Origin of the sequence: Paenirhodobacter sp. (genome assembly GCF_050177655.1) — a bacterium.
Taxonomy (GTDB): domain Bacteria; phylum Pseudomonadota; class Alphaproteobacteria; order Rhodobacterales; family Rhodobacteraceae; genus Rhodobacter.
Genome location: NZ_JBFXGV010000054.1, coordinates 1 through 24,830, shown reverse-complemented (window position 1 = coordinate 24,830; position 24,830 = coordinate 1). Strand labels below are relative to the sequence as shown.

The 24,830-nt window shown below is 67.3% G+C and carries 28 protein-coding genes; 11 read left to right on the top strand and 17 right to left on the bottom strand.

What is annotated here, in order from left to right:
• Positions 1-646: 646 nt before the first annotated feature.
• Positions 647-1,396: a CDP-diacylglycerol--serine O-phosphatidyltransferase gene (gene pssA, locus AB7U46_RS15540; RefSeq protein WP_428337896.1), complete on the bottom strand. Its 750-nt coding sequence runs from the start codon at positions 1,394-1,396 to the stop codon at positions 647-649.
• 1 nt (position 1,397) lies between these two features.
• Positions 1,398-2,162: a phosphatidylserine decarboxylase gene (locus AB7U46_RS15535; protein WP_428337897.1), complete on the bottom strand. Its 765-nt coding sequence runs from the start codon at positions 2,160-2,162 to the stop codon at positions 1,398-1,400.
• Between the two features lie 87 nt (positions 2,163-2,249).
• Here AB7U46_RS15535 and AB7U46_RS15530 point away from each other — a divergent pair, with 87 nt between their 5' ends.
• The 3 genes from AB7U46_RS15530 to bfr all read left to right on the top strand — a co-directional run bounded on the left by AB7U46_RS15530 (position 2,250) and on the right by bfr (position 3,639).
• Positions 2,250-2,816 carry a hypothetical protein gene (locus AB7U46_RS15530; protein ID WP_428337895.1) on the top strand — a complete coding sequence of 189 codons (567 nt, stop codon included), beginning with the start codon at positions 2,250-2,252 and terminating at the stop codon, positions 2,814-2,816.
• A gap of 77 nt (positions 2,817-2,893) precedes the next feature.
• Positions 2,894-3,157 carry a (2Fe-2S)-binding protein gene (locus tag AB7U46_RS15525; RefSeq protein WP_428337894.1) on the top strand — a complete coding sequence of 88 codons (264 nt, stop codon included), beginning with the start codon at positions 2,894-2,896 and terminating at the stop codon, positions 3,155-3,157.
• Complete coding sequence (gene bfr / locus AB7U46_RS15520) at positions 3,154-3,639, top strand: bacterioferritin (RefSeq protein ID WP_428337892.1); 486 nt, start codon at positions 3,154-3,156, stop codon at positions 3,637-3,639. Before AB7U46_RS15525 ends, bfr begins: the two co-directional genes overlap by 4 nt.
• 246 nt (positions 3,640-3,885) lie before the next feature.
• On the opposite strand, the gene rpsI is transcribed toward bfr, so the two are convergent.
• The 3 genes from rpsI to AB7U46_RS15505 form a co-directional block, all read right to left on the bottom strand.
• Positions 3,886-4,377 carry a 30S ribosomal protein S9 gene (gene rpsI / locus AB7U46_RS15515; protein ID WP_428337891.1) on the bottom strand — a complete coding sequence of 164 codons (492 nt, stop codon included), beginning with the start codon at positions 4,375-4,377 and terminating at the stop codon, positions 3,886-3,888.
• A 2-nt stretch (positions 4,378-4,379) separates the two neighbouring features.
• The gene (rplM, locus tag AB7U46_RS15510) at positions 4,380-4,841 is read right to left on the bottom strand and encodes a 50S ribosomal protein L13 (protein ID WP_428337890.1); all 462 of its coding nucleotides are present in this window, start codon (positions 4,839-4,841) and stop codon (positions 4,380-4,382) included.
• A gap of 169 nt (positions 4,842-5,010) precedes the next feature.
• Complete coding sequence (locus AB7U46_RS15505; protein ID WP_428337889.1) at positions 5,011-5,433, bottom strand: PaaI family thioesterase; 423 nt, start codon at positions 5,431-5,433, stop codon at positions 5,011-5,013.
• Positions 5,434-5,500: 67 nt separating this feature from the next.
• Here AB7U46_RS15505 and AB7U46_RS15500 point away from each other — a divergent pair, with 67 nt between their 5' ends.
• Positions 5,501-6,289, top strand: coding sequence for an enoyl-CoA hydratase (locus AB7U46_RS15500; protein ID WP_428337888.1), 789 nt, complete (start codon positions 5,501-5,503; stop codon positions 6,287-6,289).
• A gap of 132 nt (positions 6,290-6,421) precedes the next feature.
• Here AB7U46_RS15500 and AB7U46_RS15495 read toward each other — a convergent pair whose 3' ends face one another.
• Entirely contained in the window at positions 6,422-7,633 is a 1,212-nt protein-coding gene (locus tag AB7U46_RS15495) for an N-acetylmuramoyl-L-alanine amidase (RefSeq protein WP_428337887.1), read from the bottom strand.
• Between the two features lie 53 nt (positions 7,634-7,686).
• Positions 7,687-8,826, bottom strand: coding sequence for a pyridoxal phosphate-dependent aminotransferase (locus AB7U46_RS15490; protein WP_428337886.1), 1,140 nt, complete (start codon positions 8,824-8,826; stop codon positions 7,687-7,689).
• Between the two features lie 190 nt (positions 8,827-9,016).
• On the opposite strand from AB7U46_RS15490, the gene AB7U46_RS15485 reads away from it, so the two are divergent.
• Positions 9,017-9,769 carry a DsbA family protein gene (locus AB7U46_RS15485; protein ID WP_428337885.1) on the top strand — a complete coding sequence of 251 codons (753 nt, stop codon included), beginning with the start codon at positions 9,017-9,019 and terminating at the stop codon, positions 9,767-9,769.
• A 174-nt stretch (positions 9,770-9,943) separates the two neighbouring features.
• Here AB7U46_RS15485 and AB7U46_RS15480 read toward each other — a convergent pair whose 3' ends face one another.
• The 4 genes from AB7U46_RS15480 to hemA all read right to left on the bottom strand — a co-directional run bounded on the left by AB7U46_RS15480 (position 9,944) and on the right by hemA (position 14,585).
• Positions 9,944-10,618 carry a DUF1236 domain-containing protein gene (locus tag AB7U46_RS15480; protein WP_428337884.1) on the bottom strand — a complete coding sequence of 225 codons (675 nt, stop codon included), beginning with the start codon at positions 10,616-10,618 and terminating at the stop codon, positions 9,944-9,946.
• Positions 10,619-10,767: 149 nt separating this feature from the next.
• On the bottom strand, positions 10,768-11,901 hold the full coding sequence (ispG, locus tag AB7U46_RS15475; protein WP_428337883.1) for a flavodoxin-dependent (E)-4-hydroxy-3-methylbut-2-enyl-diphosphate synthase: 1,134 nt from the start codon (positions 11,899-11,901) through the stop codon (positions 10,768-10,770).
• An 85-nt stretch (positions 11,902-11,986) separates the two neighbouring features.
• Entirely contained in the window at positions 11,987-13,246 is a 1,260-nt protein-coding gene (locus AB7U46_RS15470) for a helix-turn-helix domain-containing protein (protein WP_428337882.1), read from the bottom strand.
• A 109-nt stretch (positions 13,247-13,355) separates the two neighbouring features.
• The gene (gene hemA / locus AB7U46_RS15465) at positions 13,356-14,585 is read right to left on the bottom strand and encodes a 5-aminolevulinate synthase (RefSeq protein WP_428337881.1); all 1,230 of its coding nucleotides are present in this window, start codon (positions 14,583-14,585) and stop codon (positions 13,356-13,358) included.
• A 263-nt stretch (positions 14,586-14,848) separates the two neighbouring features.
• Here hemA and AB7U46_RS15460 point away from each other — a divergent pair, with 263 nt between their 5' ends.
• Positions 14,849-16,225, top strand: coding sequence for a dipeptidase (locus AB7U46_RS15460; RefSeq protein ID WP_428337880.1), 1,377 nt, complete (start codon positions 14,849-14,851; stop codon positions 16,223-16,225).
• 150 nt (positions 16,226-16,375) lie between these two features.
• On the opposite strand, the gene AB7U46_RS15455 is transcribed toward AB7U46_RS15460, so the two are convergent.
• Positions 16,376-17,665, bottom strand: a complete 1,290-nt coding sequence (locus AB7U46_RS15455; RefSeq protein WP_428337879.1) for a DUF3422 family protein — start codon at positions 17,663-17,665, stop codon at positions 16,376-16,378.
• 185 nt (positions 17,666-17,850) lie between these two features.
• On the opposite strand from AB7U46_RS15455, the gene AB7U46_RS15450 reads away from it, so the two are divergent.
• From AB7U46_RS15450 to AB7U46_RS15430, 5 genes are all read left to right on the top strand, one after another.
• The gene (locus AB7U46_RS15450) at positions 17,851-18,261 is read left to right on the top strand and encodes an EF-hand domain-containing protein (protein WP_428337878.1); all 411 of its coding nucleotides are present in this window, start codon (positions 17,851-17,853) and stop codon (positions 18,259-18,261) included.
• A 71-nt stretch (positions 18,262-18,332) separates the two neighbouring features.
• Entirely contained in the window at positions 18,333-18,635 is a 303-nt protein-coding gene (locus tag AB7U46_RS15445) for a hypothetical protein (RefSeq protein WP_428337877.1), read from the top strand.
• Between the two features lie 55 nt (positions 18,636-18,690).
• A complete protein-coding gene (locus AB7U46_RS15440; RefSeq protein WP_428337876.1) occupies positions 18,691-19,275 on the top strand; it encodes an RNA polymerase sigma factor in 585 nt (194 codons plus the stop codon).
• Entirely contained in the window at positions 19,259-19,558 is a 300-nt protein-coding gene (locus tag AB7U46_RS15435) for a hypothetical protein (RefSeq protein ID WP_428337875.1), read from the top strand. The genes AB7U46_RS15440 and AB7U46_RS15435 overlap by 17 nt, the downstream gene beginning before the upstream one ends.
• Complete coding sequence (locus tag AB7U46_RS15430) at positions 19,558-19,953, top strand: hypothetical protein (RefSeq protein ID WP_428337874.1); 396 nt, start codon at positions 19,558-19,560, stop codon at positions 19,951-19,953. The genes AB7U46_RS15435 and AB7U46_RS15430 overlap by 1 nt, the downstream gene beginning before the upstream one ends.
• On the opposite strand, the gene AB7U46_RS15425 is transcribed toward AB7U46_RS15430, so the two are convergent.
• The 5 genes from AB7U46_RS15425 to AB7U46_RS15405 form a co-directional block, all read right to left on the bottom strand.
• Positions 19,954-20,550, bottom strand: a complete 597-nt coding sequence (locus tag AB7U46_RS15425) for a DUF2306 domain-containing protein (protein ID WP_428337873.1) — start codon at positions 20,548-20,550, stop codon at positions 19,954-19,956.
• Between the two features lie 46 nt (positions 20,551-20,596).
• Complete coding sequence (locus tag AB7U46_RS15420; RefSeq protein ID WP_428337872.1) at positions 20,597-20,905, bottom strand: hypothetical protein; 309 nt, start codon at positions 20,903-20,905, stop codon at positions 20,597-20,599.
• Positions 20,906-21,002: 97 nt separating this feature from the next.
• On the bottom strand, positions 21,003-22,496 hold the full coding sequence (locus AB7U46_RS15415) for an NAD(P)(+) transhydrogenase (Re/Si-specific) subunit beta (protein ID WP_428337871.1): 1,494 nt from the start codon (positions 22,494-22,496) through the stop codon (positions 21,003-21,005).
• A 12-nt stretch (positions 22,497-22,508) separates the two neighbouring features.
• The gene (locus AB7U46_RS15410; RefSeq protein ID WP_428337870.1) at positions 22,509-24,083 is read right to left on the bottom strand and encodes a Re/Si-specific NAD(P)(+) transhydrogenase subunit alpha; all 1,575 of its coding nucleotides are present in this window, start codon (positions 24,081-24,083) and stop codon (positions 22,509-22,511) included.
• A gap of 167 nt (positions 24,084-24,250) precedes the next feature.
• Positions 24,251-24,706, bottom strand: a complete 456-nt coding sequence (locus tag AB7U46_RS15405; protein WP_428337869.1) for a methyltransferase family protein — start codon at positions 24,704-24,706, stop codon at positions 24,251-24,253.
• Between the last annotated feature and the right edge of the window lie 124 nt (positions 24,707-24,830).

Genomic DNA, 24,830 nt, shown 5'->3' with positions numbered 1-24,830 from the left:
AGTGAAGCTGACTACTCTCATCATCGCCTAAGCTAGAGAGCCGATATGCTAGGTCCGCAGTCGCTTGCGCAACCAAACCGCCCGCATATCTCTTCAGATATCCATCAATGTCAAAGAGCAGAGGAAAAACGAACCATACCGCTACTTTCGTAGCGCCATGACCCGCGCAACCTCGAATTTCGTTCCGTCCGGTTCGTTGCAGCGTCGCTTTCGCTTCGTCGTTTCGTTCCGTCCGGCGACCGTTGCGGTGTGTTCCGCTTCGGTGAGGGGCGTTCTACGCATCTGCGCCGGGGTCCGCAAGAGGGATTTTCGCAAAACCGTCATTTTTTTCGGTCACACTCGGAAATGCTGTGGAAAACTTGGGCGAAATGCAGAACGCCCGGGCAACTTCGGAAGCGGTTTCGCCGCAATGCCGCGCTTCCGGGCCGGAATCGCCCTCCCCTCCCCCGGGATTCGCCTAAACTGCCCCCGCGTCATCCGGCGTTTTTTTTCGCGCCTCAGCCCCCGGGGCGCGCGAGTCGGAGGGCGGATTCGCGCGAGTCGCCCCTCCCCTCCCCCGCATCCTCCCCCGAATTCGGCCCCGGGGAATCGCAAGGGCCGGATCGTTTCCGACCCGGCCCCCGTATCTTTGCCCCTCCCGGCAGACTCAGCCCAGGATCCGCCCCCGCACCTTCCAGATCGCCGGCACCAGCAGCACGACATAGAGCAGGTCGACGAGCACCATCAGCGCCCAGAACCGGGTGAAGACGAGGCCCATCGAGATCACCGTCCCCATCAGCAAGAGCCCCACGCCCCAGCGCGGCACCCGCAGCGACTTCGGCGAGAAGGTCGGGATCCGCGAGATCATCAGCACGCCGACGATGCCGAGCCAGAGCGCCGCCAGCATCGGCACCTGCCGCACGTCGACGATATGGGCGAGGTGCAGATAGACCGGCAGCAGCGCGAGCATCGCCCCCGCCGGCGCCGGCACCCCGGTGAAATGGGTCTTGCCCGCCCCGTCCTCGCCGCGCATCACGTTGAACCGCGCGAGCCGCAGGCAGCCCGCCGCGGCATAGACCAGCACGAAGACCCAGCCGAGCGCATTGCCCTCCCCCAGAGCGAAGCGGAACACCAGCACCCCCGGCGCCACCCCGAAACAGAGGAAATCGGAGAGGCTGTCGAGCTCCGCCCCGAAATCCGACGTCGCCCGCAGCCGCCGCGCGATCAGCCCGTCGAGCCCGTCGATCAGCGCCGAAAGCAGGATCAGCCCCACCGCGATCTCATACATCGCCACCATCGCATAGCGGATCGAGGTGAGCCCGAGGCACATCCCCGCGATCGTCACCAGATTGGGGAGCAGCAGCAGAAACGGCATCTGCTCGCGATCCTGCGGCCCCGGGCCGATGGGCGCGCTCATCTCAGCGCACCCCGCCCGTGCGCGCGGGCTCGGCGCTCGTCACATCGGCCAGCACCGTCTCCCCAGCGATCATCGTCTGCCCGATGCAGACGAGCGGGTTCACCCCCTCGGGCAGGTAGATATCAAGCCGCGAACCAAAGCGGATCAGCCCGAACCGCTCGCCGGTCATCAGCTCCTGCCCCTCCTTCACCTCGCACAGGATCCGCCGCGCGACGAGCCCCGCGATCTGCACCACGCCATAGCGCAGCCCGTCGCCGGTCTCGACCGCGAGGCCGTTGCGTTCGTTGTCCGAGGAGGCCTTGTCGAGCGAGGCATTGAGGAATTTCCCCGGCCGATAGGCGACGCGGGTGATCCGCCCCGCCAGCGGCAGCCGGTTCACATGGCAGTTGAACACCGACATGAAGACCGAGATCCGCATCATCGGCAGATCGCCGAGGCCAAGCTCGACCGGCGGCACCGCCGGTTCGAGCAGCGACACGACCCCATCGGCGGGCGAAACCATCAGCCCCGCGCGGGACGGCGTCACCCGCTCCGGATCGCGGAAGAAATAGTAACACCAGACCGTCAGCCCGATCCCGAGCCAGCCGAGCGGCGCCCAGATCAGGAACAGGATCAGCGTCACCCCGGCAAAGATCGAGACGAACTTGCGCCCCTCGCGATGCATCGGCTTGACGAAGGTGGAAAGCATGGAAACGGACATCTGTGGCCTTCTCGTTGTTTCCCCTTTTCTACTGCAAAGCCCCGCCCATGCAAACAGCCGCCGCATCGCGGCATGGCGCGGCGCGACGCCACGGAATCGCCGCATTCGCGCGCAAGGCTTGCGCCATTCGCAAGGACATTGCCCGGAAAAGCCATGAGAGATCCTGTCGTCGAAGAAGACGGAGCGCGCCTGATCCTGCGCGGGGGCAACCTGCCGCTGCCCGTCGCGCTGATCAGCCTCGCCCTCACGCTCGCGATCGAGGCCTGGCTGCTGCACGAAATCGCCACGCTGCTCCGCGCGGGCTCCGGGCTTTATCCGGTGGTGCCGCTCTGCGTCGGGGCGCTGATCACGCTGACCGGCATCGTGCTCACCCTCTTCGCGCCGCTCGCCTCGGAACTGGTGCTCGACCCCGACCGGCTCCGCGCCGATCTGCGCTGGCGCAGCCTGATCTGGCGGCGCCATCAGAACTGGCCGCTCGCCGCGCTGCCGATGCCGCAGGTGCGTTACGACAAGGGCGACATCGACAGCCTGCCCTCCTGGCGGCTGCGCATCCCCCTGCCACAGCACCACGCCCCCAGGGCCTATGACCTGAATTTCCATTTCCGCGGCACGGCCTCGGTGCACGACCACCTCGCCCGCGAGAAACACGCCGCGGAGGAGCTGCAGATCCGCGTCGCCGGGCTGATCGAACAGGCGCGCAGCACCGGCCCCGTGATCTGAGCGGAATTAATCCGACAGGAAAACTCGGAATTGACATTCATGAGTGTTTTGGTCATCTAAGGGCAAAGGAGCCCGCGATGATCGTCTGTCACTGCCAGCACATCACCGACCGCGACATCCACGCCACCATCGACTGGATGCGCGCCGCCGACCGCTACGCGCTGATCACCCCGGGCAAGATCTACCGCACGCTTGGCAAGCGCGCCGATTGCGGCGGCTGCATGCCGCTGTTCCTCGCCACGATGCGGGGCAACGAGAACCTCGCCGTGCCCGCCGACGAACGCGCGGTGCCGGCAGACCTGCGCAATCTGCGCACCGAACTGAAAGGAAAGAGGGCATGAAGGGCGACGCGAAGGTCATCGAGTACCTGAACGCAGCTTTGCGGTCGGAGCTGACCGCGATTTCGCAATATTGGGTGCATTTCCGCCTGCAGGAGGACTGGGGCCTCGCGAAGATGGCGAAGAAATCCCGCGCCGAATCGATCGAGGAAATGGGCCATGCCGACAAGCTGATCGCGCGCATCCTCTTCCTCGAGGGGCATCCGAACCTGCAAAAGCTCGATCCGCTGCGGATCGGCGAAGGCCCGCGCGAGACGCTCGAATGCGATCTGGCCGCCGAAAAGGACGCCCGCACGCTTTACACCGAGGCGCGCGAATATTGCGCCTCGGTCAGCGATCACGTCTCGAAGCAGCTTTTCGACGAACTGCTCGAGGATGAGGAAGGCCATATCGACTTCCTGGAAACCCAGCTCGGCCTCTACGACCGGCTCGGCGCGCCGGGCTACGCGCTGCTCAACGCCGCGCCGATGGACGAGGCGGAGTAATCCGAACCACACCCCGAGGGGGCGCCCCGGCGTCCCCCGCCCCGCCGGTCGTCCCCCGGCGGGGCTTTTTCATGCCCGGCCGGTCACCCGCGGAAACCGGAGATGAGTATTTTTGCCAAGAAGAAATCCATGCGCTTCTTCTTGGCAAAAATACTCCTGCGCGCCTCCGCCCGCGCCCCGCCGGGATGGCGCAAAACGAAAACGCAGCCCCGAGGGACCGCGTTTCCAAATCGTATGTTCCGAAGATCAGCGCTTCGAGAACTGGAACGAACGACGGGCTTTCGCCTTGCCGTATTTCTTGCGTTCGACGACGCGGCTGTCGCGGGTCAGGAAGCCCGCGGCCTTGAGCGCGCCACGCAGCGACGGCTCGTGCAGCTGCAGCGCCTTCGAGATGCCGTGCTTCACCGCACCGGCCTGGCCCGAGAGGCCGCCGCCGGTCACGGTCGCGTAGACGTCGTATTCACCGACCACACCGGCCACTTCGAAGGGCTGGTTGACGATCAGCTGCAGCACGGGGCGGGCGAAATACGCCGGCATTTCCTTGCCGTTGACGGTGATCTTGCCCGAACCGGGCTTGACCCAGACGCGGGCGACCGCGTCCTTGCGCTTGCCGGTCGCATAGGCGCGGCCCTGCGCGTCACGCACCGGCTCGCGGGGCGCGTCGAGTTCGATCACGGCAGCGGCGGTGCCCGCGACGGCCGACTTCAGATCGTCGAGAGATTTGAGTTCTTCGGCCATGATCAGCTCCGGGTGTTCTTCTTGTTCAGGACTTTGACGTCGAGAACTTCAGGCTGTTGCGCTTCGTGCGGATGCTCGGCGCCAGCGTAGACGCGCAGGTTCGACATCTGCGCGCGACCCAGACGGTTGCGCGAGATCATGCGTTCGACGGCCTTGATCACGACGCGCTCCGGGTGAGCGCCTTCGAGCACCTGACGCGCGGTGCGGAACTTGATCCCGCCCGGGTGGTTCGTGTGCCAGTAGTAGCGCTTGTCTTCACGCTTCGTGCCGGTCATCTGCACCTTGTCGGCGTTGATGATGATCACGTTGTCGCCCATGTCCATGTGCGGGGTGAAGGTCGGCTTGTGCTTGCCGCGCAGGCGCATGGCGACGATCGTGGCGAGGCGGCCCAGGACGACGCCTTCGGCGTCGATCAGGATCCACTTCTTCTCGATCTCCGCCGGTTTCGCGGTATAGGTTTTCATTTCAGATCGCCCTTTGAAGGGTTGTGGCATTGGATGGCGGCTTTTCGGCGATCCGGCGCGCAAAATCAAGCGCAATTATCGCCATTTTCACAAGCAATATCAATGCTTTGGAAAATAGGTATTTAAATACCCCACACCAACCCTCTGAAAACGCGCCCGATTCCGCCCCTCAGTCGCGTTTTGGCGGGATCGAGTAGGTCATGCTCGCCCGCGCGACGGGCTGCTCCTCCCCCTCCGAGAAGATCAGCACGTCGCCCACGGCGAGCACCCGGCCGAGTTTCAGCATCCTGACCCGCGCGATCAGATCGCGCCCCGCCGCGGGTTTGCGCAGAAAGTCGATCGAGGCATTCGTCGTCACCGCCAGCGCCACCGGCCCGATCCGCGCCAGAATCGCGAGCCAGACCCCGACATCGGCCAGCGCGAACATCGTCGGGCCGGAGACGGTGCCGCCCGGGCGCAGGTGCAGCTCGCTCACCTTCAACCGCACGACGAGCTCCTCGCCCGTGCTCTCGATCACGAAATCCTCCGCCACCTGCGGAAACTGATCGGCCATGAACTGCGAAAGTGACGCAGCGTCCATTTTCTCTGTCATGCTCTCCCTCCCCCTTTGCGATCGGGGCTCCCGGCCCCTAGACTTCCGGGCACAGGGAGGATTTTCAATGACCGATCTCGTGGAACTCGAGCGACGTAACGTCATCGCACATCTGACGATGAACGCGCCGGGCTCGCTCAACGCGCTGTCCGATGCGATGCTGGCACGGCTCAAGGCCCGCCTCACCGAAATCGCCGCCGATCCGACGATCAGGGTCGTGGTGCTGAAGGGCGCGGGCAAGGCCTTCTGCGCGGGCCATGACCTGAAGGAGATGCAGGCGGGCCGGCAGGCGCCCGACAAGGGCCGCGCCTATTTCGCCGATCTCTTCTTCCGCTGCGCCGAGGTGATGCAGATGATCCCGGCGCTGCCGCAGCCGGTGATCGCCGAGGTGCATGGCATCGCCACCGCAGCGGGCTGCCAGCTGGTGGCAAGCTGCGATCTCGCCGTCGCGGCCGAGGGCACGCGGTTCGGCGTGAACGGCGTGAACATCGGGCTCTTCTGCTCGACACCGATGGTGGCGCTGTCGCGCAATGTGCCGCGCAAGGTCGCCTTCGAGATGCTGACGACGGGCGAATTCATCGACGCCGCCCGCGCGCGCGAAGTGGGCCTCGTGAACCGGGTCGTGCCGCATGACGCGCTCGGCGCCGAGACCGACCGGCTGGCCGAGACCCTCGCCGCAAAACTCGGCGCCGCGGTGAAGATCGGCAAGCGCGCCTTTTATGACCAGCTGCCGCTCGACCTCGCCGCCGCCTATGACCACACCGCCGCGGTGATGGTCGAGAACATGCTCTGGCGCGACACCGAGGAAGGGATCAGCGCCTTCATCGAAAAGCGCAAGCCCGACTGGGCGGAGTGAGAGGGGGCGCTGCCCCCCGGCTTCGCCTCCCCCCGGGATATTTCCACTCTGTAGAAATGCCGTTTCTACAGAGGTCAAATATCCCGGGGGAGTCTGCGTCAGCAGACGGGGGCAGCGCCCCCTCCCCGCCGGTCATTGCCGCAAGAGCCGCGCCTCGGCCGCGTCCGCCTCGGCCCAGCGGTTCACGCCGGTGACGATCGCCCCCACCATCTTCGCGCGCCATTCCGGGTCGAGCAGCCGCTTGCGGTCCGCCTCCGACGACAGGAAGCCGAGCTCGATCAGCACCGAGGGAATGTCGGGCGCCTTCAGCACCGAGAAATCCGCCGCCTGCACCGGGTGACGGTGCATCCGCAGCCCCGCCCCCTTGATCGCACCGGCGAGCACCTGGCTCAGCCGCACCGTGCGCGGCGCCGTCTCCGTCCGCGCAAGCTGCATCAGCACCGAGGCGACGGCATCGTCATGCCCCTCGAGGTCCACCCCGGCGAGCAGATCGGCGCGGTCGTGCCGCTCGGCCAGCTTGCGCGCCGCCTCGTCCGAGGATTGCGCATCGAAGAGGTAGACGGTCGCCCCCGTCGCCTCGCCCTCGGGCAGCGCATCGGCATGCAGCGAGATGAAGAGATCCGCCCCGGTCGCCCGCGCCACGGTGATCCGCGTTTCGAGCGGCACGAAGACATCCTCCTCGCGCGTCATCGTGACCTCCATCCCCGCGCGCACCATCGCCTCCTTCAGCTCGCGCGCGAAGGTCAGCACCAGCACCGCCTCGTGCAGGTTCTCGAACTCCGCACCCGGGTCGATGCCGCCATGGCCCGGGTCGATCACCACCTTGAGCGGCGCCGATCCGTCCTGCCGGCGATGCGGCGGATCGGTCACTGCGGGCTGCGGCAGATCCCAGAGCGCGGATTCGGGCGCGCCCGCGCGCGCGGCGAACTCCGCCTGCGCCACCGGTTCGAGCCGCAGGCTCACCCGCGCGGGGCCCTCGGTTTCCTCCACCGCCTCGGCGATGCGCGCGGGGCCGGTCAGCTCCGCCACCAGCCGCGACCAGCCCGGGCGGAACCGCCCCCAGCGCACCGCGCCGATCAGCCCGTGGCCGGAGAACGCCGCCGCATCCGCCGCGCCGAAATCGACCTCGCGGAAATCGGCGACGAGCCGCGGCGGATCGTCGAGCAGATAGGCGCGGAACGGCACCGGCTGGCTGAGGCCGAGCGTCAGCTCGGTCGCCTGCGCGGTTGCGTTGACGCCCGAGCGCACCGGATCGAGCCGGGCGAGCGCCGAAAGCTCCTGCGCCGCGGCCAGCCCCGTCAGCGCCAGCCACAGCGCCGCGAGAAGAAGGGAAAACCGTTTCATGCCTGCTCCGTTTTGCGCGGACTATAGCGCAGCGCGGGGCGCACGAAAACCGCTCAGCGCGCCGCCATGAAGGCCGCGAGCCGCGCGATCCCCTCCTCGATATCCGCCGTCTGGCGCGCGTAGGAAAAGCGCAGCGTGGTATGGCCGCGCACCGGGTCGAAATCGAGCCCGGGGGTCACCGCCACCCCGGCCCGTTCCAGGATCTCGGCGGCGAAGGCGCGGCTGTCCTGAGTGAATTCCGACACATCGGCATAGATGTAAAAGGCGCCATCGGGCGGCGCGATCTTCGTGAAGCCCGCCTTCGGCAGCCCCTCCAGCATGAGGCGCCGGTTTTCGGCATAGACCGCGCGCATCGCCTCGGCCTCCTCGACGCAGTCGAGCGCGGCGAGCGCGGCGATCTGGCTCGCGTGCGGCGGGCAGATGAACATGTTCTGCGCCAGCCGCTCGACGGTGCGGACGTGATCCTCCGGCACCACCATCCAGCCCACGCGCCAGCCCGTCATCGAGAAATATTTCGAGAAGGAATTGATGACATAGGCCTGATCGGAGACCTCGAGCGCGGTGACCGCCGGGGCCTCGTATTGCAGCCCGTGATAGATCTCGTCGGAAACGAAGGCGAGATCGCGCTCCGCCGCCACGGCCATCAGCGCGGCAAGCTCGGGCTTGCCCAGCATCGTGCCCGAGGGGTTGCCCGGCGAGGCGACGATCAGCCCCTGCACATCGCGCGGAATCTCCGCGGGCACCGGCTGATAGCGGTTCTCGGGTTTGGTCAAAATATCGACCGGCGTCACCGATATCGCGCGCAGGATCTGGCGATAGCTCGGATAACCCGGCGCCCCAAGCGCGACGCGATCGCCCGCATCGAAAAGCGCCGAGAAGGCGAGCAGGAAGGCGCCCGAAGATCCCGCCGTCACCACCACCCGGCCCGGGTCGAGATCGACGCCATACCAGCGCCGATAGAGCGCCGCGATCCCCGCGCGCAGCTCGGGCAGGCCAAGCGCGACGGTATAGCCGAGCGCGTCCTTCTCCAGCATCGCGGCGAGCGCCTTGCGCGCGCCCGCGGGCGCGGGCGTCGAGGGCTGGCCGACCTCCATGTGGATGATGTGCCGCCCCGCGGCCTCGGCGGCGCGCGCCGCTTCCATCACATCCATCACGATGAAGGGATCGACCTGACCACGGCTTGAGAAACGCATCGCCTGCCTCCATGATTTGAGCCCAAGCGCGATAGGACGGGACGGCGCCGGGGTCAATGGCGCCTGCCCGCCGACCGCGCGCCCTGCGGCATTGCCGCGCGGCCTTTCCCCTTGCGCCGCCCGCGCCGATTGGCCAGTTTCACCGCGACGCCCGGCCTTCGGGCCCAACAGGATCGAACAGGATTTCACGATGACCCGCACCCTTCTGGCCGCGCTCGCGGTGACCACCGCGCTCGCCGCGCCGAGCTTTGCGCTCGACCTTTCGAAGATGACGCCCGACGAAAAGACCGCCTTCGGCGATGCCGTGCGCGAATATCTGATGCAGAACCCCGAGGTTCTCGTCGAGGCGATCAACGTGCTCGACCAGCGCCAGCAGGCGGCGGCCGCGCAGAACGACAAGACCCTCGTCGCGACGAACGAGAAGGATCTGCTGCAGAACCCGAACGACTGGGTCGGCGGCAATCCCGAGGGCGACATCACCATCGTCGAATTCACCGATTACAAATGCACCTATTGCAAGAAGGCCTACCCGGAGGTTGCGAACCTGCTCAAGAACGACGGCAAGATCCGCTTCGTGGTGAAGGAATTCCCGATCCTCGGGCCGCAGTCGGAGCTGGGCGCGCGTTTCGCGATCGCGGTGAAGCAGCTGGCGGGCGATGCAGCCTATGAGAAAGTGCACGACACGCTGATGACGCAGCGCGGCGACATCTCGCTCGAGGGGCTCAAGCGCCTCGCCACCGAGGAAAAGCTCGACGCCGATGCGATCGTGAACCGGATGAACACCGAGGAGGTCACCGCGGTGATCCGCGCGAACATGCAGCTGGGCGAGCGGATGGCGATCTCGGGCACGCCGGCCTTCGTGATCGGCCAGCAGCTGATGCGCGGCTACGGCCCGGAAGCGGCGATGGCGCAGATCGTCGCCGAAGAGCGCAAGGCGGAATAAGCGGGGCCGAATAAGCGCGAAAGGCCGGAGGGGGCGCTGCCCCCGCTGGCTGCGCCAGCCCCCCGGGATATTTTCGCTCTGAAGAAACCACCGTTTCCGGAGCGAAAATATCCCGGGGGAAGAATTTCGGAAGGAAGGAGGGGGGCGCTGGCCCCCCTCTCCGTTCGCAGGCGGTCACTTCACGATATAGACGATCTGGCGATTGTCCGGGTTCACGAGCACCGGATGCTCGTTCACGTTCACATAGGCATAGCTGCTGTCGGGCACCGGCGTCAGCGTGACGGCGTCGGGCAGCACCGCGCCCTCGACCACATCCCCCGAAAGATAGACCGGGGCGACCGGGTTCTTCTCGACCCAGGTCACGGTCTCGGTCGTGGGCTTCGCCGCCTCGCCCAGCGCCACACCGCCGATCAGCGCGCCGATGACCGCGCCGGCCGGGCCGCCGACCGCAGCCCCCGCCGCCGCGCCGGTGCCGACACCGGCCAGCGCCGCCGCGCCCTGCCCTTCCTTCGTGCCGTTCTGATAGGTCACCGTCTTCACCGTGACCCCGGCGGGGCGTTCGGACAGCATCACCAGCTGCGCGCCGGTCTTGACGCCGAGCTGGTCGGCCGGCACCCAGCCGGTCTTGCCGTCATAGGCGACCTCGCACCAGGGCGCATCGGCGAGGCAACCCTCGACCGACAGCACCGAGGCGGCCGGGGCGACGGCGATCGAGGCCGCGGCCTTCTCCGGCGCGGTGTAAACGGTGACAGGCGACGCCGTGACGGCCTCGAGCGCAGAGGCGGAACCCGCAGCCCCGATCAGGCCAATGCCGGCAATCGCGAAGATCTTGGTCGAACGGTTGAACATCTGTTGTCCTCCTGGATGTCATGCGGGCGGTGCAACCCCCCGCTGTGTGTCAGGAAAACGATGCCGGCCCGAACCCGTTCCCGGGCAAGGCGCCAAAAGCCATCACAATGATTTCAGGCGCTTTTCCGGAACCGGCGGGTTCTTGCCAGCTATTGCGCAGCGGCCTCGGCGGCCTGCGCCTCGGCTGCGAGCTTCTCGGCGCGTTCCTCGACCAGGCGCACGATCTCGTCGATCATCTGCTCGTTCGACATCTTGTGGCTCTGCTTGCCGGCGAGATAGATCATCCCCGACCCCGCGCCGCCGCCGGTGAAGCCGATGTCGGTCATCAGCGCCTCGCCCGGGCCGTTCACCACGCAGCCGATGATCGACAGGCTCATCGGTTGCTTGATGTGTTCGAGCCGCTTCTCCAGCGCCTCGACCGTCTTGATCACGTCGAAGCCCTGCCGCGCGCAGCTCGGGCAGGAGATGATCTGCACGCCGCGCGTCCGCAGGCCGAGCGATTTGAGGATCTCGTAGCCGACCTTGACCTCCTCGACCGGATCGGCCGAAAGGCTCACCCGGATCGTGTCGCCGATCCCCATCCACAAGAGGTTCCCCAGCCCGATCGCCGATTTCACCGTGCCCGAGATCAGCCCCCCCGCCTCGGTGATGCCGAGATGCAGCGGCGCGTCGGTCGCCTCCGCCAGCGCCTGATAGGCCGCCGCCGAGAGGAACACGTCCGAGGCCTTCACCGAAACCTTGTATTCGCGGAAATCGTTGTCCTCGAGGATGCGGATATGTTCGAGCGCAGACTCGACCATCGCCTCGGGGCAAGGCTCGCCGTATTTCTCGAGCAGATGCTTTTCGAGCGAGCCGGCGTTCACCCCGATCCGGATCGAACAGCCGTGGTCCTTCGCCGCCGCGATCACCTCGCGCACGCGCTTTTCATCGCCGATATTGCCCGGGTTGATCCGCAGACAGGCGGCGCCCGCCTCGGCCGCCTCGATCGCGCGGCGGTAGTGGAAATGGATGTCGGCGACGATCGGCACCGGGCTTTCGCGGCAGATCTCCTTCAGCGCCTTCGTCGAGGCCTCGTCGGGGGTCGAGACGCGGACGATATCGGCGCCGACATCGGCCGCGCGCAGCACCTGATCCAGGGTCGCCTTCACGTCCGAGGTATCGGTGTTGGTCATCGTCTGCACCGAGATCGGCGCATCGCCCCCCACCGGCACCTTGCCCACCATGATCTGACGCGATTTGCGGCGATAGACGTTGCGCCAGGGGCGGACGGGATTGAGCGACATGGGAGCCTCCGTTTCTGGGGCCAGAAATAGGACAGCCGCCGCCCGAGGGCAACGGCTGCAAATCCGTCAGATGCGGCGCGAGGCCTTATTGATCGGCCGGCGCCGCCGGATCGGCCGGCGCCAGCGCCCCGGCATCGGCCACCGCCACCATCTTCGCGAGATCGCCGTCGGCCCCGATATCGGCCACCGCATATTTCGCATCGAGCGCCTCGGGCGAGAGGGTGATGTTCTTCGTCACCTCGCCACGCTTGCCGACCGGGCCATGCGCGACCCCGTTCACCGCGAAATAGATCGCGCCCGATTCGCCGGTGCGCATCACCGGCGCTTCCTCGAGCTTGGGCAGCGCGTAGCGTTCGCCCGCATCCATCACCTTCTCGAAGATCACCGAGCCGTCGGCGGCGGAGATCCGCACCCAGGAGGGACGCACCGCAAGCACCTCGACCGCCGGCGCATCGGCGCCCAGCGTGCGCACCATCGTGCCATCGGCGCCCACCTGCGGCGCCGGCGCGATCGTCGCGGCGGCAAGCCGGGTCGGATCGCTGCCCTGCGCAACCGCGGGGGTCGCGGCGGCCACCGGCTGACCGGCGAAGACGCCGGTCTCGCCCGGCGCGATCGAGGCGATCGGCCCATCCCGCGCGATCAGCACCGGCGCGTCGAGCGTCGCCGGACGATAGATCCGGTCGAGCGCCTCGGGCGCGGGCGCCGCGGGGGCGATGTCGTTCGAGGCGGTCTGCATCTGCGCCGCATCCGGGGTCACCGATTGCAGCGGGTCGATCTCGGCCACCACGCCCGGCGCCTGATCGACCGGGGCCAGATGCACGCGCTGCACTTCCTGCAGCACGGTCCAGCCGCCATAGCCGATCGCGCCGACGACCAGCCCCAGCACGAGCACGGAGCCAAGCGCACGCGGCTCGATCTTCGTCCAGAAGGCCTCGGTCTTCGGGATGAAAGTGGCGTTCGGATTGGCGAGCGCCTCGGCCACGTCCGACGGGCGGCGCTGCGGCTTCGGCCCGGAGGCGGCGGCGGCCATGCCATGCGTCGGCTGGAAGCCGGCCTCCTTGCAGAAGCGCTGGAAGGCCCAGTCCGGGTCGAGCCCGAGGTAGCGCGCATAGGAGCGCACATAGCCCGCGATGAACGAAGGGGTCTCGAAGGCGGCCACGTCGGCGCTCTCGATCGCCGCGATATAGGCCGCCTTGATGCGCAGTTCGCGCTGCACGTCGAGGAGCGATTTCGACAGCGTGGCGCGCTCGCCCCGCATCACATCGCCCAGACGCAGCTCGAAATCGTCGAAGCCTTTCGGCTTGTCCTCTTCCAGCGTCGAAGGAGACTTCCTCCGCCCGATCATGTGCCTGCCCTGCCCCTAGATGCCAGATGTCGTCGATTCGGGCCTGTGACCCGCAACCATTACCGATTCATTATCACAAGCCGGAGAGCCGTGCACTCGCAGAAAGGGGTCAGGCGCTGGCCTCGGCGCGATTCAGCGCACAGCGCGCCCAGAGCGCGTCCATCGCATGCACGAGGGCGTCGATCTGCCCCAGATCGTGCACCGGAGAGGGGGTGAAGCGCAGACGCTCCGTCCCGCGCGGCACGGTCGGGAAGTTGATCGGCTGGACGTAGATGCCGAAATCCTCGAGCAGCATGTCGGAGAGCGCCTTGGTATGCACCGGGTTGCCGATCACCACCGGCACGATATGCGAACCGTGGTCGATGATCGGCATGCCAAGCGCCTTCAGCCGCATCTTCAGCACCTTGGCGTGCAGCTGCTGCTTTTCGCGCAGCTCGGCGCCGCCCGGCCCCTTGAGGAAGGCGATCGAGGCGGCGGCCCCCGCGGCCACGACCGGCGGCAGCGAGGTGGTGAAGATGAAGCCCGGCGCATAGGAGCGCAGCGCGTCCATCATCTTGGCCGAGCCCGCGACATAGCCGCCGAACACGCCGAAGGCCTTGCCGAGCGTGCCGTTGAAGATGTCGATCCGCCCCATCTCGCCCAGCTTCTCGGCGATGCCGGCGCCGCGCGGGCCATACATGCCGACCGCGTGCACCTCGTCGAGATAGGTCAGCGCGTTGAATTCCGCGGCGAGATCGCAGATCTCGGTGATCTTGCCGAAATCGCCGTCCATCGAATAGACCGATTCAAAGGCAATGAGCTTCGGCGCCTTCGGATCTTCGGCCGCGAGCAGCTCGCGCAGATGCGCGACGTCGTTGTGACGGAAGATCCGCTTCTCGCCCGGGGCGCGCTTGATCCCCTCGATCATCGAGGCGTGGTTCAGCTCGTCGGAGAAGATCACGAGCCCGGGGAAGAGCTTGCGCAGCGTGCTCAGCGTCGCGTCATTGGCGATATAGGCGCTCGAGAAGACCAGCGCCGCTTCCTTGCCATGCAGATCGGCGAGCTCGGCCTCGAGCCGCTTGTGATAGACCGTGGTCCCCGAGATGTTGCGCGTGCCGCCCGAACCGGCGCCGGTGGCGTCGAGCGCCTCATGCATCGCGGCGAGCACTTCCGCGTTCTGGCCCATGCCGAGATAGTCGTTGCCGCACCAGATCGTGATCTCTTTCTTCGCGCCGTCGGGGCGCGTCCAGATCGCCTTCGGATAGGCCCCCTTCTCCCGCTCGATGTCGATGAAGACGCGATAACGGCCTTCGTCGTGGAGCCGCTGAATCGCCTGATCGAGCGCGAGATCGTAGTTCATATCCTGAGTTCCCCTAGCTGGTGTGCCCGCTGTTCGCTGGGTGAGCCGTAAAGGCCTGTCGCGTGGGCGGCATTGATAAAGGTCAAATCCCGCATTTGGGAGCCTAAAATTGTCGCACCGGCGAATCAATTTCAAAAAACGGAATGGGTCTTCACCTTTCGTCGAACGCCGGGCGCGCGGCGCATGGCCGATCTGCGCATACCGCCGGCGCTGGACACCCGCGGCCCGGGTGCTAGGCTCGCGCGCCTGACAAGGAGGCCCAGATGACGCTCGACGCCGTTCTCACCCATATTGACGAAACCCTGCCGGAGGCGACCGAACGGCTGATGGAGGTGCTGCGCATCCCTTCGATCTCGACCGATCCGGCGTTCAAGGCGGACTGCGCGCGCGCCGCCGACTGGATGGTGGCGGAGCTCGCCGCGCTCGGCTTCAAGGCCGAAGTGCGCCCCACCCCCGGCCATCCGATGGTCGTCGCGCGCCACGAGGGGCCCGGCCCGCATCTGCTTTTCTACGGGCATTACGACGTGCAGCCGGTCGATCCGCTGAACCTCTGGCACCGCGCCCCCTTCGAGCCCGCGATCGAGGAAACCGCGAACGGCCCGGTGATCCGCGGCCGCGGCTCCTCCGACGACAAGGGCCAGCTGATGACCTTCGTCGAGGCCTGCCGCGCGTATAAGGCGGTCACCGGCACCCTGCCCGGCAACCTGACGATTTTCCTCGAGGGCGAGGAAGAGTCGGGCTCGCCCTCGCTGATCCCCTTCCTGAACCAGTACAAGGACGAGCTGAGCTGCGATCTCGCGCTGATCTGCGACACCGGCATGGTCTCGCCCGGCGTGCCCTCGATCGCGGGCCAGCTGCGCGGCATGCTGAAGGAGGAATTCACCCTCCACGGCCCGCGTATCGACCTGCATTCGGGCCATTACGGCGGCCCGGCGCTGAACCCGCTGCGCGAGATCTCGAAACTGATCGCGAGCTTCCATGACGAAGACGGCCGCGTCGCGGTCGAAGGCTTCTACGAGGGCGTGCACGAAGTGCCCGCCGAGCTGAAGCGGCAATGGGAAAACTGCGGCTTCGACGAGCACGAATATCTCGCCCATGCCGGCATGACGGTCGCGCATGGCGAGAAGGGCTATACCGCGCTCGAACAGCAATGGGCGCGCCCCACGCTCGAGATCAACGGGCTCTGGGGCGGCTATCAGGGCGCGGGCTCGAAGACGGTGATCCCGGCCGAGGCGCATTGCAAGATCACCTGCCGGCTGGTGGGCGACATGGACCCGACCCATGTGCGCGCCGCGGTGCGCCGCCACGTCGAGGCGCGGCTGCCCACCGACGCCCGCGTCACCTGGGACAGCGACATCGACGGCGCCCCGGCCGCGGTGATGGACACCTCGCGCCCCGAGTTCGAGGCCGCGCGCCAGGCGCTCTCCGACGAGTGGAACCGCGAGGCGGTGATCGTCGGCATGGGCGGTTCGATCCCGATCGCCTATTACTTCAAGACGATCCTCGGCATGGATGCGCTGCTGATCGGCTATGCCAATGACGACGACGCGATCCACTCGCCGAACGAGAAATACGACGTGAAATCGTTCCACAAGGGCATCCGCAGCTGGGCGCGCGTGCTCGACCGGATCGCGGGCTGAGACCGGCGACGGGGGGCGCTGCCCCCCGGCTTCGCCTCCCCCCGGGATATTTCCGCTCTGTAGAAATGCCGTTTCTATAGAGAAGAAATATCCCGGGGGAGTCTGCGACAGCAGACGGGGGCAGCGCCCCCTCCGCGCCGGCCCTGGCGCTCAGTGCCCGCCGAAGCCCTTGCGGATGCGCCGCACCATCAGCCAGACGCCGGCGATCACGAAGGGGGTCAGCCCCGCCACCGCCATTTCCTTCGTCACGCCGTAATGTTTCGCGAGCGGATAGCTCAGATAGCCCGCGAGGCTCACCGCGTAATAGCTGATCGCCACCACCGAAAGCCCCTCGACCGTGTGCTGCAGCCGCAGCTGCAGATCGGCGCGCCGGTCCATGCTCTCGAGCAGCTTCTGGTTCTGCGCCTGCCGCTCGACATCCACCCGCGTGCGCAAAAGCTCGCCCGCGCGCGCCGCCCGCTCGATCATCGCATTCGAGCGCGCCTCGGCCGATTTCACCGTGCGCATCGCCGGATCGTAGCGGCGCAGCATGAATTCGGAGAATTTCTGCCGCCCGCGGAAGCGGCTCTCGCGCAGCACCTCGACGCGCTCCTTCACGATCGCCTCATAGGCGCCGGTCGCGCCGAAGCGGAAGCTGTGCTGCACCGCGAGGCTTTCCAGTTCGGAGGAGATCTCGAGCAGCCGGTGCAGCGTATCCTCGGCGGGCATGGCGTCGTCGGTCATGCCGTCGACGAGCTCCGAAAGCTCGGGGTCGAGCGCGTTGAGCCGGCGGGTGAGCGAACGCGCCCGGTTCAGCCCGAGCATCGACATCGCGCGATAGGTCTCCATCTCGCAGATCCGCTGCACGATGCGCCCGACGCGCCCCGGCCCGGTGCCCGGCCGCACGAAGATCGCGAAGCGCATCTGCCCCGCCGGGTCGATGCGGAAATCGGTCGCCACCACCGCCGCCTCGTCGAGCACCCAGGCGCAGACGAGGCTTTCATGCACGAACCAGTCCTCGAGCCGCGGCAGCACCGACTCCGGATCCTCGGGCAGCTCCTCGATGCGGATCATCACCGCGGCGATCCGCTTGCCCGGCGCCGCCTCGATCCAGTCGGCCGGGAACGCCTCGGTTTCCGCCGGATCGAAGGGCCGCGCCGAAACCCCCGGCGCATGGGCGAGGAAGGTGGTGAATTCGGTATGGCTTTCCCATTTCAGCGCGTAGCGGCCGATCTCGCCGGCGTAATGGGTCACCCCCGGCGGCGGCAGCGGCGCCCCCGCGCGGCCAAGCAGGTCGCACAGATGCGCGTGATCCTTGGCCCGGTCGCGGTTCGCCGCATCGCGCGGCTCCTTGATCGCGAGATAGACGACATGGGCGGGCGCGGCAAAGGAGGGGAACGGCCGCGCATGCAGCTCGTTCACCAGCGCATAGCGCAAGGGATGGTCGTCGATCGGCGTCATGGTCACTCCCGCAGGCTTGCTTCTGCTTAGCCGATTATCCCCCGGAGGCAAATAAATAAGACAATGTTCCCATATGTTTATCGGCATACCACGGTATGCGGAACGGAAATTTTCGCGCCCCCGCGTAGGGGGGGCGCCCCCCGCGCGTAATCCGGTCATGGCAAAGGGAGAGACCCATGCGACAGATGACCACAATCCCCCTCGCGCTCGGGCTGGCGCTGATGACCGCCCCCGCGGGCTTCGCGGGCAGCGCCGCGGCGGCCTTCGAACGGCTCGACACCGATCACTCGGGCACGATCAGCCGGGCCGAGTTCCTCGAACTGCGCCGGCAGATGTTCGCTCTGATCGACGCCGACCATTCCGGCACCATCACCCGGGCGGAGATCGACGCGGCGCGGGCGGCGCAGGGCGCCAAGGCCCCGCGCGCCGACGAGCGGATCTGGGCGCAGGACGCGAACCATGACGGGCAGCTCACGCTCGCCGAATACACCGCCCAGACCCGCGGCTTCGACTTTGCCGACCGCAATGGCGACGGCCAGCTCGACCGCGCCGAATTCGACCGCATCGCGCGCTTCGTCGCGCAGGCGCGCAACTGATCCCTGACCACCGCTCACGACACCACCACTCACGGACCCCCTCCCCCACACGGATCCCGAAAGGAACCACGATGAAAAAGACCTTCCTGATCGCCCTGCCCCTCGCGCTCGCCCTCGGCCTGCCCGCCGGCGCGCAGAACGTCACCATCACCGGCGCGAACGGCGCGAGCGCACAGGTGAACCGCGACTGTCTGCGCGGCGGCGGCACGGCGAATTGCACCACCACCACCACCGCGACCGGCGCGAACGGGCAGAGCGCCACGAAACAGCGCAACCGCGTGACCACGCAGGGTTCTTCGGCGACCACCGTCACCCGCACCGGGCCGGAGGGCAATACCTCCACCCGCAAGCGGCTCGTCACCGTCACGCGCTGAGGCGATGGACCTCGGCCGCGCCGGGGCGCTAGTCTCGGCGCGACAGGGAGAGGCGATGACCCCCGACACCGAAGATCCGCAGGCACTGATGGCGGCGCTGGCCCGGGGTGACCGGGCCGCGCTTGGCCGGATCGTGGCGCTCTACGGCCCGGGGGTGCAGCGCTACGCGGCCCAGATCCTGCGCAACCCCGCCGAGGCGGAGGACATCGCGCAGGAGGTGTTCTTGCGGCTCTGGCGCCATGCCGGGCGCTACGATCCCGCGCTTGGCCCGCCCGCGGCCTGGATCTGGCGGATCGCGCGCAACCTCTGCCTCGACCGGACCCGGCGTCAGGGCTGGCGGCGGTTTCTCGGCCTCGAGGCGGCACCCGAACCCGCGGACGAGACGCCGGGGGCGGAGGCCGCGCTCGACGCGCGCCAGCGCCTCGCCCGGCTTTCGGCGGCGATGGCAGAGCTGCCCGAACGCCAGCGCGCGGCGCTGACGATGCGGGCGGCGGGCGGGCTTTCGACCGCCGAGATCGCCGCGGCGATGGGGATCGGCGCGGGGGCCACGGAACAATTGCTCGTGCGGGCGCGCGCCGGATTGCGCGCGCGGCTCGGGCCGGATTTTGCGCGAGGAGGCGAAGATGACCCAAAGGAATGACGAAGAGTTCGACGCCGAACTCGGCCGGCTGATCGGCGCGGAGCCCGCCGATGCGCCCGCCCTCTCGCGCGCGGTGCTGACCCGGCTTGCCGCGCCCGAACCCGGGCCCTTCGCCCGCGGGGCGGAGGTGCTGGCGCTGCCCGGGCCGGCGCTTGGCCTCTTCGGCGGGCTGATGGCCGGGGGGATGGCGCTCGGCTGGCTGCTGCTCCCCGCGATCGGCGGCGAAAGCTGGGTGACGCTCGGGCTTTTCGGCGATCTGATCGGCGTGACGGGAGGGTTCTGATGGAGAAAAAACGCGACAAGGGGCGGATCGCGCTGATCGCGGTGCTGGCGGTCTCGCTTCTGGGCAATGCGCTCGCCGCGGGCGCGGTGCTGCGCTTTCGCGCGCTGCAAGGCGACCTGCTCGGCCCGGCGGCGGCGCAGGCCTTCTTCCCGCGCGAGGTGCGGCGCGACCTGCGCGCGGCGCTGCGCGATCACGCCGACAGCCTGCGCCCGGCGCTGCACCGCCTGGCCGAGGACCGCGCCGCGGTGGTCGCGGCAGGCATGGCGCGCCCCTTCGATCGCGCCGCGCTCGACGCCGCGATGGCGCGCTTTCGCACCGATGCCGACGCCGGCATCGCCGCGCTGCAGGCGGTGATCGGCGACACGCTCGCCGCGCGGGCGGCGGATCGGAAGTGACTATGCGCCACGCGCCCGGCGCCGGGGCCACCACAGCAGCCCGGCGACGACGACACCGTTGACGGTCGCGCCGAGCACGGAGCCCGGCACGAAGACCCGTTCCAGCGGCATCCCCATCGCCATCCCCGCGAGGATGAACCAGCGCGCCGAGGCAACCGAAAGGCCAAGCGCGAGGGCGATCATCATGGCCGCGCGGTGCAGCCCGAAGGCACGGCGGCGCGCGGCCACGGCCCCGATCACCAGACTGGCGAGAAAGGCCAGAACCAGCCCCACGGTGCCGAGATGCACGAGCGGGCCGCCAAGCCCGGGCAAGGCCCGCAGGAGAGGCAATACCCCCGCCCCCGAAACCAGCCCGCTCAGAACGAAGAGCCGCCCCCGCCAGCGATGCGCGCCCCGCTTGCGCGGCAGGAATTGCAGCGGCCCGAGCAACAGAAAGAGCAGCGCAGGCAGCAGGTGCAGCGTGGTCAGCCAGGGATGGTGGAGGTAGCGCAGATCGCCCCCCGCCCCGAACCAGACATGGCCAAGCCGCGCAAGCGTGTTCCAAAGGAGCGGCAGGCACAACAGATAAAGCGCCGGGATCGGAGGAATTCGGTTCATCGCCATGCAATCGCAAAAGAAAAGCCCCGTCGAAGCGGGCCGCGCGTCATTCGAGCCGCGCGCCGATCTCGGTCCAGCCGGCCCCCTGGGGCGCATAGGTCCGCACGGTGCATTTCGCGGCGCCGCACCAGGGATTCGTCATGAAGGTCCATCCGCATTCGGCATATCCGAGATGGACCTCGACCTTGCCCCCGGCCTTCGGCACGAACATCTCGTCGGGCAGCGCCAGGGAGGCCGGAACCTTGCAATCCACAGCCACCTCTTGCCGGATCATCTCCTTGAGAGTGGAAAGATCGGCCGCCATCGCGAAGGACGGCACCGCGACAAGCGCCGCAACGGAAATCAGTTTCAACATCTTGTCCTCAAAATTCGTTCGGGGACAGGCTACGCAACCGAGCCCATAAAGAAAAGGCCCCGCCGAAGCGGGGCCTTTCCGTGCCGGGCCTTTCGGCTCAGCGCATCAGATGCAGCAGTTCCTCGACCGACTTCTTCGCGTCGCCGTAGAACATCCGCGTATTTTCCTTGTAGAAAAGCGGGTTCTCGATGCCCGAATAACCGGTGCCCTGGCCGCGTTTCGACACGAAGACCTGTTTCGCCTTCCACACTTCCAGAACCGGCATGCCGGCGATCGGCGAGTTCGGATCTTCCTGCGCGGCGGGGTTCACGATGTCGTTCGAGCCGATCACGATCGCCACGTCGGTATTCGGGAAGTCCTCGTTGATCTCATCCATTTCCAGAACGATGTCGTAAGGCACCTTCGCCTCGGCCAGAAGCACGTTCATGTGGCCGGGCAGACGGCCCGCCACCGGGTGGATCGCGAAGCGCACCGTCTTGCCGCGCGCGCGCAGCATCGAGGTGAGTTCGGAGACCGCCTGCTGCGCCTGCGCGACCGCCATGCCGTAGCCCGGCACGATGATGACGCTGTCGGCATCGCTCAGCGCATCGGCCACGCCCTGCGCGTCGATCGCGATCTGCTCGCCCTCGACTTCCATCGCCGGGCCGGTCGTGTTGCCGAAGCCGCCGAGGATGACCGAGATGAACGAACGGTTCATCGCCTTGCACATGATGTAGCTCAGGATCGCACCCGAGGAGCCGACCAGCGCGCCGGTCACGATCAGAAGATCGTTGCCAAGCGAGAAGCCGATCGCCGCCGCGGCCCAGCCCGAGTAGCTGTTCAGCATCGACACCACCACCGGCATGTCGGCGCCGCCGATGCCCATGATCAGGTGATAGCCGATGAAGAAGGCCAGAAGCGTCATCACGATCAGCGCCCAGGCCCCGGCCCCGTTCATGAAGGCGATCAGCATGACGACCGAAAGGATCGCCGCGCCCGCGTTGAGCATGTGCCCGCCCGGCAGCTTCGTCGCCTTCGAGGTGATCTTGCCCGCGAGCTTGCCGAAGGCGATGATCGAGCCGGTGAAGGTGACCGCACCGATGAACACGCCGAGGAAAAGCTCGACCCGCAGGATCGAAAGCTCGACCGGCGTCTTGTGCAGAAGCACCGCGCCGAAGCCGCGCAGACCCTCGGCCTGCTGCTGCATCTGCATCAGCTGCTCGGGGGTGAAGAGCCGCGCCGCCATCGGGTCGTGCATGACCATCAGGATGTCACGCAGCTGCACCGTCTCGATATAGGCGTTATAGCCGACGAAGACGGCGGCGAGGCCGACGAGCGAGTGCATCGCCGCGACGAGCTGCGGCATCTCGGTCATCTGCACCTTCTTGGCGACGACCCAGCCGATCAGGCCACCGCCCGCGATCAGCAGGACGGAGAGCAGCCAGAGCCCCCGGCCGGGACCGATCAGCGTCGCGACCACCGCAAGCGCCATGCCCGCGATACCGTACCAGACGGCGCGTTTCGCGCTCTCCTGCCCCGAAAGGCCGCCGAGCGAGAGGATGAACAGAACCGCCGCAACGACATAGGCGGCCGTGGTGAAACCGAATTCCATGACGCCTACTCCTTACGACTTCTGGAACATGGCGAGCATGCGCCGGGTGACCATGAAGCCACCGAAGATGTTGATCCCGGCCATGAAGACCGAAAGCGCGGCGAGCAGGATCACCAGCCACGAGCCCGAGCCGATCTGCATCAGCGCGCCGAGGATGATGATCGAGGAGATCGCGTTCGTCACCGCCATCAGCGGCGTGTGCAGCGAATGCGAGACGTTCCAGATCACCTGGAAGCCGACGAAGCAGCTCAGCGCGAAGACGATGAAATGCTGCATGAAGCTCGCCGGCGCGACGAGGCCGATGCCGAGGAGCACGATCGCCCCCACGGCGAGCAGCGTCACCTGGTTCTTCGTCTGCTTCTTGAAGGCGGCGATCTCCTGCGCCTTGCGTTCTTCCGGCGTCAGCTCCTTCGGCTTTTCGGTCGGCTTCTTCGCCGCGATCGCGGCCACCTTGGGCGGCGGCGGCGGGAAGGTGATCGCGCCCTGATAGACCACGGTCGCGCCGCGGATCACGTCGTCTTCCATGTTGTGGTTGACGACACCGTCCTTGCCCGGCGTGAGGTCGGCCATCATGTGGCGGATGTTGGTCGAGTAAAGCTGCGAGCTCTGCTGCGCCATGCGCGAGGGGAAGTCGGTGTAGCCGATGATCGTGACACCGTTGTCGGTGACGACCTTCTCGTCCATCTTCGTCAGTTCGCAGTTGCCGCCGCGCTCGGCGGCGAGGTCGACGATGACCGAGCCGCGCTTCATCGCCTCGACCATGTCCTTCGTCCAGAGCACCGGCGCCGGACGGCCCGGAATGAGCGCGGTCGAGATCACGATATCCATGTCAGGCGCGAGTTCGCGGAACTTCTTCAGCTGCGCTTCGCGGAATTCCGGGCTCGAGGGCGCGGCATAGCCACCCGTCGCCGCGCCATCGGTCTGCGCTTCCGAGAAGTCGAGATAGACGAATTCCGCCCCCATCGATTCGATCTGCTCGGCCACTTCGGGCCGCACGTCGAAGGCATAGGTGATCGCGCCAAGCGCGGTCGAGGTGCCGATCGCGGCCAGACCCGCGACGCCCGCACCGATGACGAGCACCTTCGCCGGCGGCACCTTGCCCGCCGCCGTCACCTGCCCGGTGAAGAAGCGGCCGAAGTTGTTGCCGGCCTCGATCACCGCGCGGTAACCGGCGATATTGGCCATCGACGACAGCGCGTCCATCTTCTGCGCGCGCGAGATCCGCGGCACCATGTCCATCGCGATGACATTGGCGCCGGTCTCTTTCGCCGCTTCCATCAGCTCGGTGTTCTGAGCCGGATAGAAGAAGGAAATCAGGGTTTTGCCCGGTTTGAGGAGGTTCACTTCCTCATCGGTCGGGGGTCGCACCTTGACGACGAAGTCGACCGCCTCGACGAGCGCGGCCTCTCCGGCGATGACGGTCACACCGGCCGCCTCATAGGCGGCATCGGTGAAGCCCGCCGCCGCGCCGGCCCCGGCCTCGACGAAACATTGATGTCCCAGCTTCTGTAGCTGCAGCGCGGAATCGGGCGTCATGGCAACGCGCGATTCGCCCTCGAAAATCTCTTTCGGAGCGCCGATTTTCACTGTTCTCTCTCCCATTACGCCCCCGGACCAATTTCAGCCGGGGGACACGAAACGTGGCAAAGGTTCCTTAGCATCGCGTAATAAAGTTTCACAAGCGCCGTCGCAGGGGAAATCCTTGGAAAATCGTCGCAGGCGCGACGGGAAATGCCGCAGCTGCAGCATGACCGTCAGAGCCAGCGCCGGGTGCGCGCGCGATAGGCCGCGTAGGCCGGGCCGAAATGCGCGCCGATCATCGCCTCTTCGGCGCGGATGTAGCGGCGGGTGATGAAGACCATGAAGGCCGGCACCAGCCAGAGGCCGAGCGCGGCCTGCCAGATCAGCAAGAGCCCGGCGAGCACGAAGGCGTCGCCAAGGTAGATCGGATTGCGGCTGAGCGCGAAGGCGCCGGAGGTGACGAGCGCCTGGGGATCGCGGCGCGGGATGAAGGTCGTGTGGCGCAAAACCATCTGCAGCGCCGCCGCGCCCATCAGCGCGAGCCCGATCGCGACGAGGCCAAGCCCCAGTTCCCGGCCGAAAGGCAGCGCCACGGGCAGCACCCGCCCCACGCCCCAGCCGGCGAGCGCGAAGATCGCCAGCCAGAGCGGCGGGATCTCGATCTCGCGCAGCATCTCCTTCCATCCCATCGCCGCCTCCTTCTGCGCCGTGGCCCCGGCCGCGCGCCTGTTTCCTTTGCGCCGCCAGACTGGCGGCGCCCCGGGGCGGGCGCCATCCCCACCAGGGGCGTGAGCCCGCCCCCCCCCCGGCCAC

Excerpts from the sequence above, each read along its gene's own strand:
- AB7U46_RS15425 (WP_428337873.1), bottom strand. The coding sequence starts at position 20,550 with ATGAACCGAATTCCTCCGATCCCGGCGCTTTATCTGTTGTGCCTGCCG.
- AB7U46_RS15460 (WP_428337880.1), top strand. The coding sequence starts at position 14,849 with ATGACGCTCGACGCCGTTCTCACCCATATTGACGAAACCCTGCCGGAG.
- pssA (WP_428337896.1), bottom strand. The coding sequence starts at position 1,396 with ATGAGCGCGCCCATCGGCCCGGGGCCGCAGGATCGCGAGCAGATGCCG.
- AB7U46_RS15525 (WP_428337894.1), top strand. The coding sequence starts at position 2,894 with ATGATCGTCTGTCACTGCCAGCACATCACCGACCGCGACATCCACGCC.
- rpsI (WP_428337891.1), bottom strand. The coding sequence starts at position 4,377 with ATGGCCGAAGAACTCAAATCTCTCGACGATCTGAAGTCGGCCGTCGCG.
- AB7U46_RS15455 (WP_428337879.1), bottom strand. The coding sequence starts at position 17,665 with ATGACGCCGATCGACGACCATCCCTTGCGCTATGCGCTGGTGAACGAG.
- AB7U46_RS15415 (WP_428337871.1), bottom strand. The coding sequence starts at position 22,496 with ATGGAATTCGGTTTCACCACGGCCGCCTATGTCGTTGCGGCGGTTCTG.
- AB7U46_RS15445 (WP_428337877.1), top strand. The coding sequence starts at position 18,333 with ATGAAAAAGACCTTCCTGATCGCCCTGCCCCTCGCGCTCGCCCTCGGC.
- AB7U46_RS15435 (WP_428337875.1), top strand. The coding sequence starts at position 19,259 with ATGACCCAAAGGAATGACGAAGAGTTCGACGCCGAACTCGGCCGGCTG.
- AB7U46_RS15490 (WP_428337886.1), bottom strand. The coding sequence starts at position 8,826 with ATGCGTTTCTCAAGCCGTGGTCAGGTCGATCCCTTCATCGTGATGGAT.
- AB7U46_RS15495 (WP_428337887.1), bottom strand. The coding sequence starts at position 7,633 with ATGAAACGGTTTTCCCTTCTTCTCGCGGCGCTGTGGCTGGCGCTGACG.
- AB7U46_RS15505 (WP_428337889.1), bottom strand. The coding sequence starts at position 5,433 with ATGACAGAGAAAATGGACGCTGCGTCACTTTCGCAGTTCATGGCCGAT.
- bfr (WP_428337892.1), top strand. The coding sequence starts at position 3,154 with ATGAAGGGCGACGCGAAGGTCATCGAGTACCTGAACGCAGCTTTGCGG.
- AB7U46_RS15430 (WP_428337874.1), top strand. The coding sequence starts at position 19,558 with ATGGAGAAAAAACGCGACAAGGGGCGGATCGCGCTGATCGCGGTGCTG.
- AB7U46_RS15480 (WP_428337884.1), bottom strand. The coding sequence starts at position 10,618 with ATGTTCAACCGTTCGACCAAGATCTTCGCGATTGCCGGCATTGGCCTG.
- rplM (WP_428337890.1), bottom strand. The coding sequence starts at position 4,841 with ATGAAAACCTATACCGCGAAACCGGCGGAGATCGAGAAGAAGTGGATC.
- hemA (WP_428337881.1), bottom strand. The coding sequence starts at position 14,585 with ATGAACTACGATCTCGCGCTCGATCAGGCGATTCAGCGGCTCCACGAC.
- AB7U46_RS15500 (WP_428337888.1), top strand. The coding sequence starts at position 5,501 with ATGACCGATCTCGTGGAACTCGAGCGACGTAACGTCATCGCACATCTG.
- AB7U46_RS15450 (WP_428337878.1), top strand. The coding sequence starts at position 17,851 with ATGACCACAATCCCCCTCGCGCTCGGGCTGGCGCTGATGACCGCCCCC.
- AB7U46_RS15470 (WP_428337882.1), bottom strand. The coding sequence starts at position 13,246 with ATGATCGGGCGGAGGAAGTCTCCTTCGACGCTGGAAGAGGACAAGCCG.
- AB7U46_RS15535 (WP_428337897.1), bottom strand. The coding sequence starts at position 2,162 with ATGCGGCGGCTGTTTGCATGGGCGGGGCTTTGCAGTAGAAAAGGGGAA.
- AB7U46_RS15420 (WP_428337872.1), bottom strand. The coding sequence starts at position 20,905 with ATGTTGAAACTGATTTCCGTTGCGGCGCTTGTCGCGGTGCCGTCCTTC.
- AB7U46_RS15405 (WP_428337869.1), bottom strand. The coding sequence starts at position 24,706 with ATGGGATGGAAGGAGATGCTGCGCGAGATCGAGATCCCGCCGCTCTGG.
- AB7U46_RS15485 (WP_428337885.1), top strand. The coding sequence starts at position 9,017 with ATGACCCGCACCCTTCTGGCCGCGCTCGCGGTGACCACCGCGCTCGCC.
- AB7U46_RS15440 (WP_428337876.1), top strand. The coding sequence starts at position 18,691 with ATGACCCCCGACACCGAAGATCCGCAGGCACTGATGGCGGCGCTGGCC.
- AB7U46_RS15530 (WP_428337895.1), top strand. The coding sequence starts at position 2,250 with ATGAGAGATCCTGTCGTCGAAGAAGACGGAGCGCGCCTGATCCTGCGC.
- ispG (WP_428337883.1), bottom strand. The coding sequence starts at position 11,901 with ATGTCGCTCAATCCCGTCCGCCCCTGGCGCAACGTCTATCGCCGCAAA.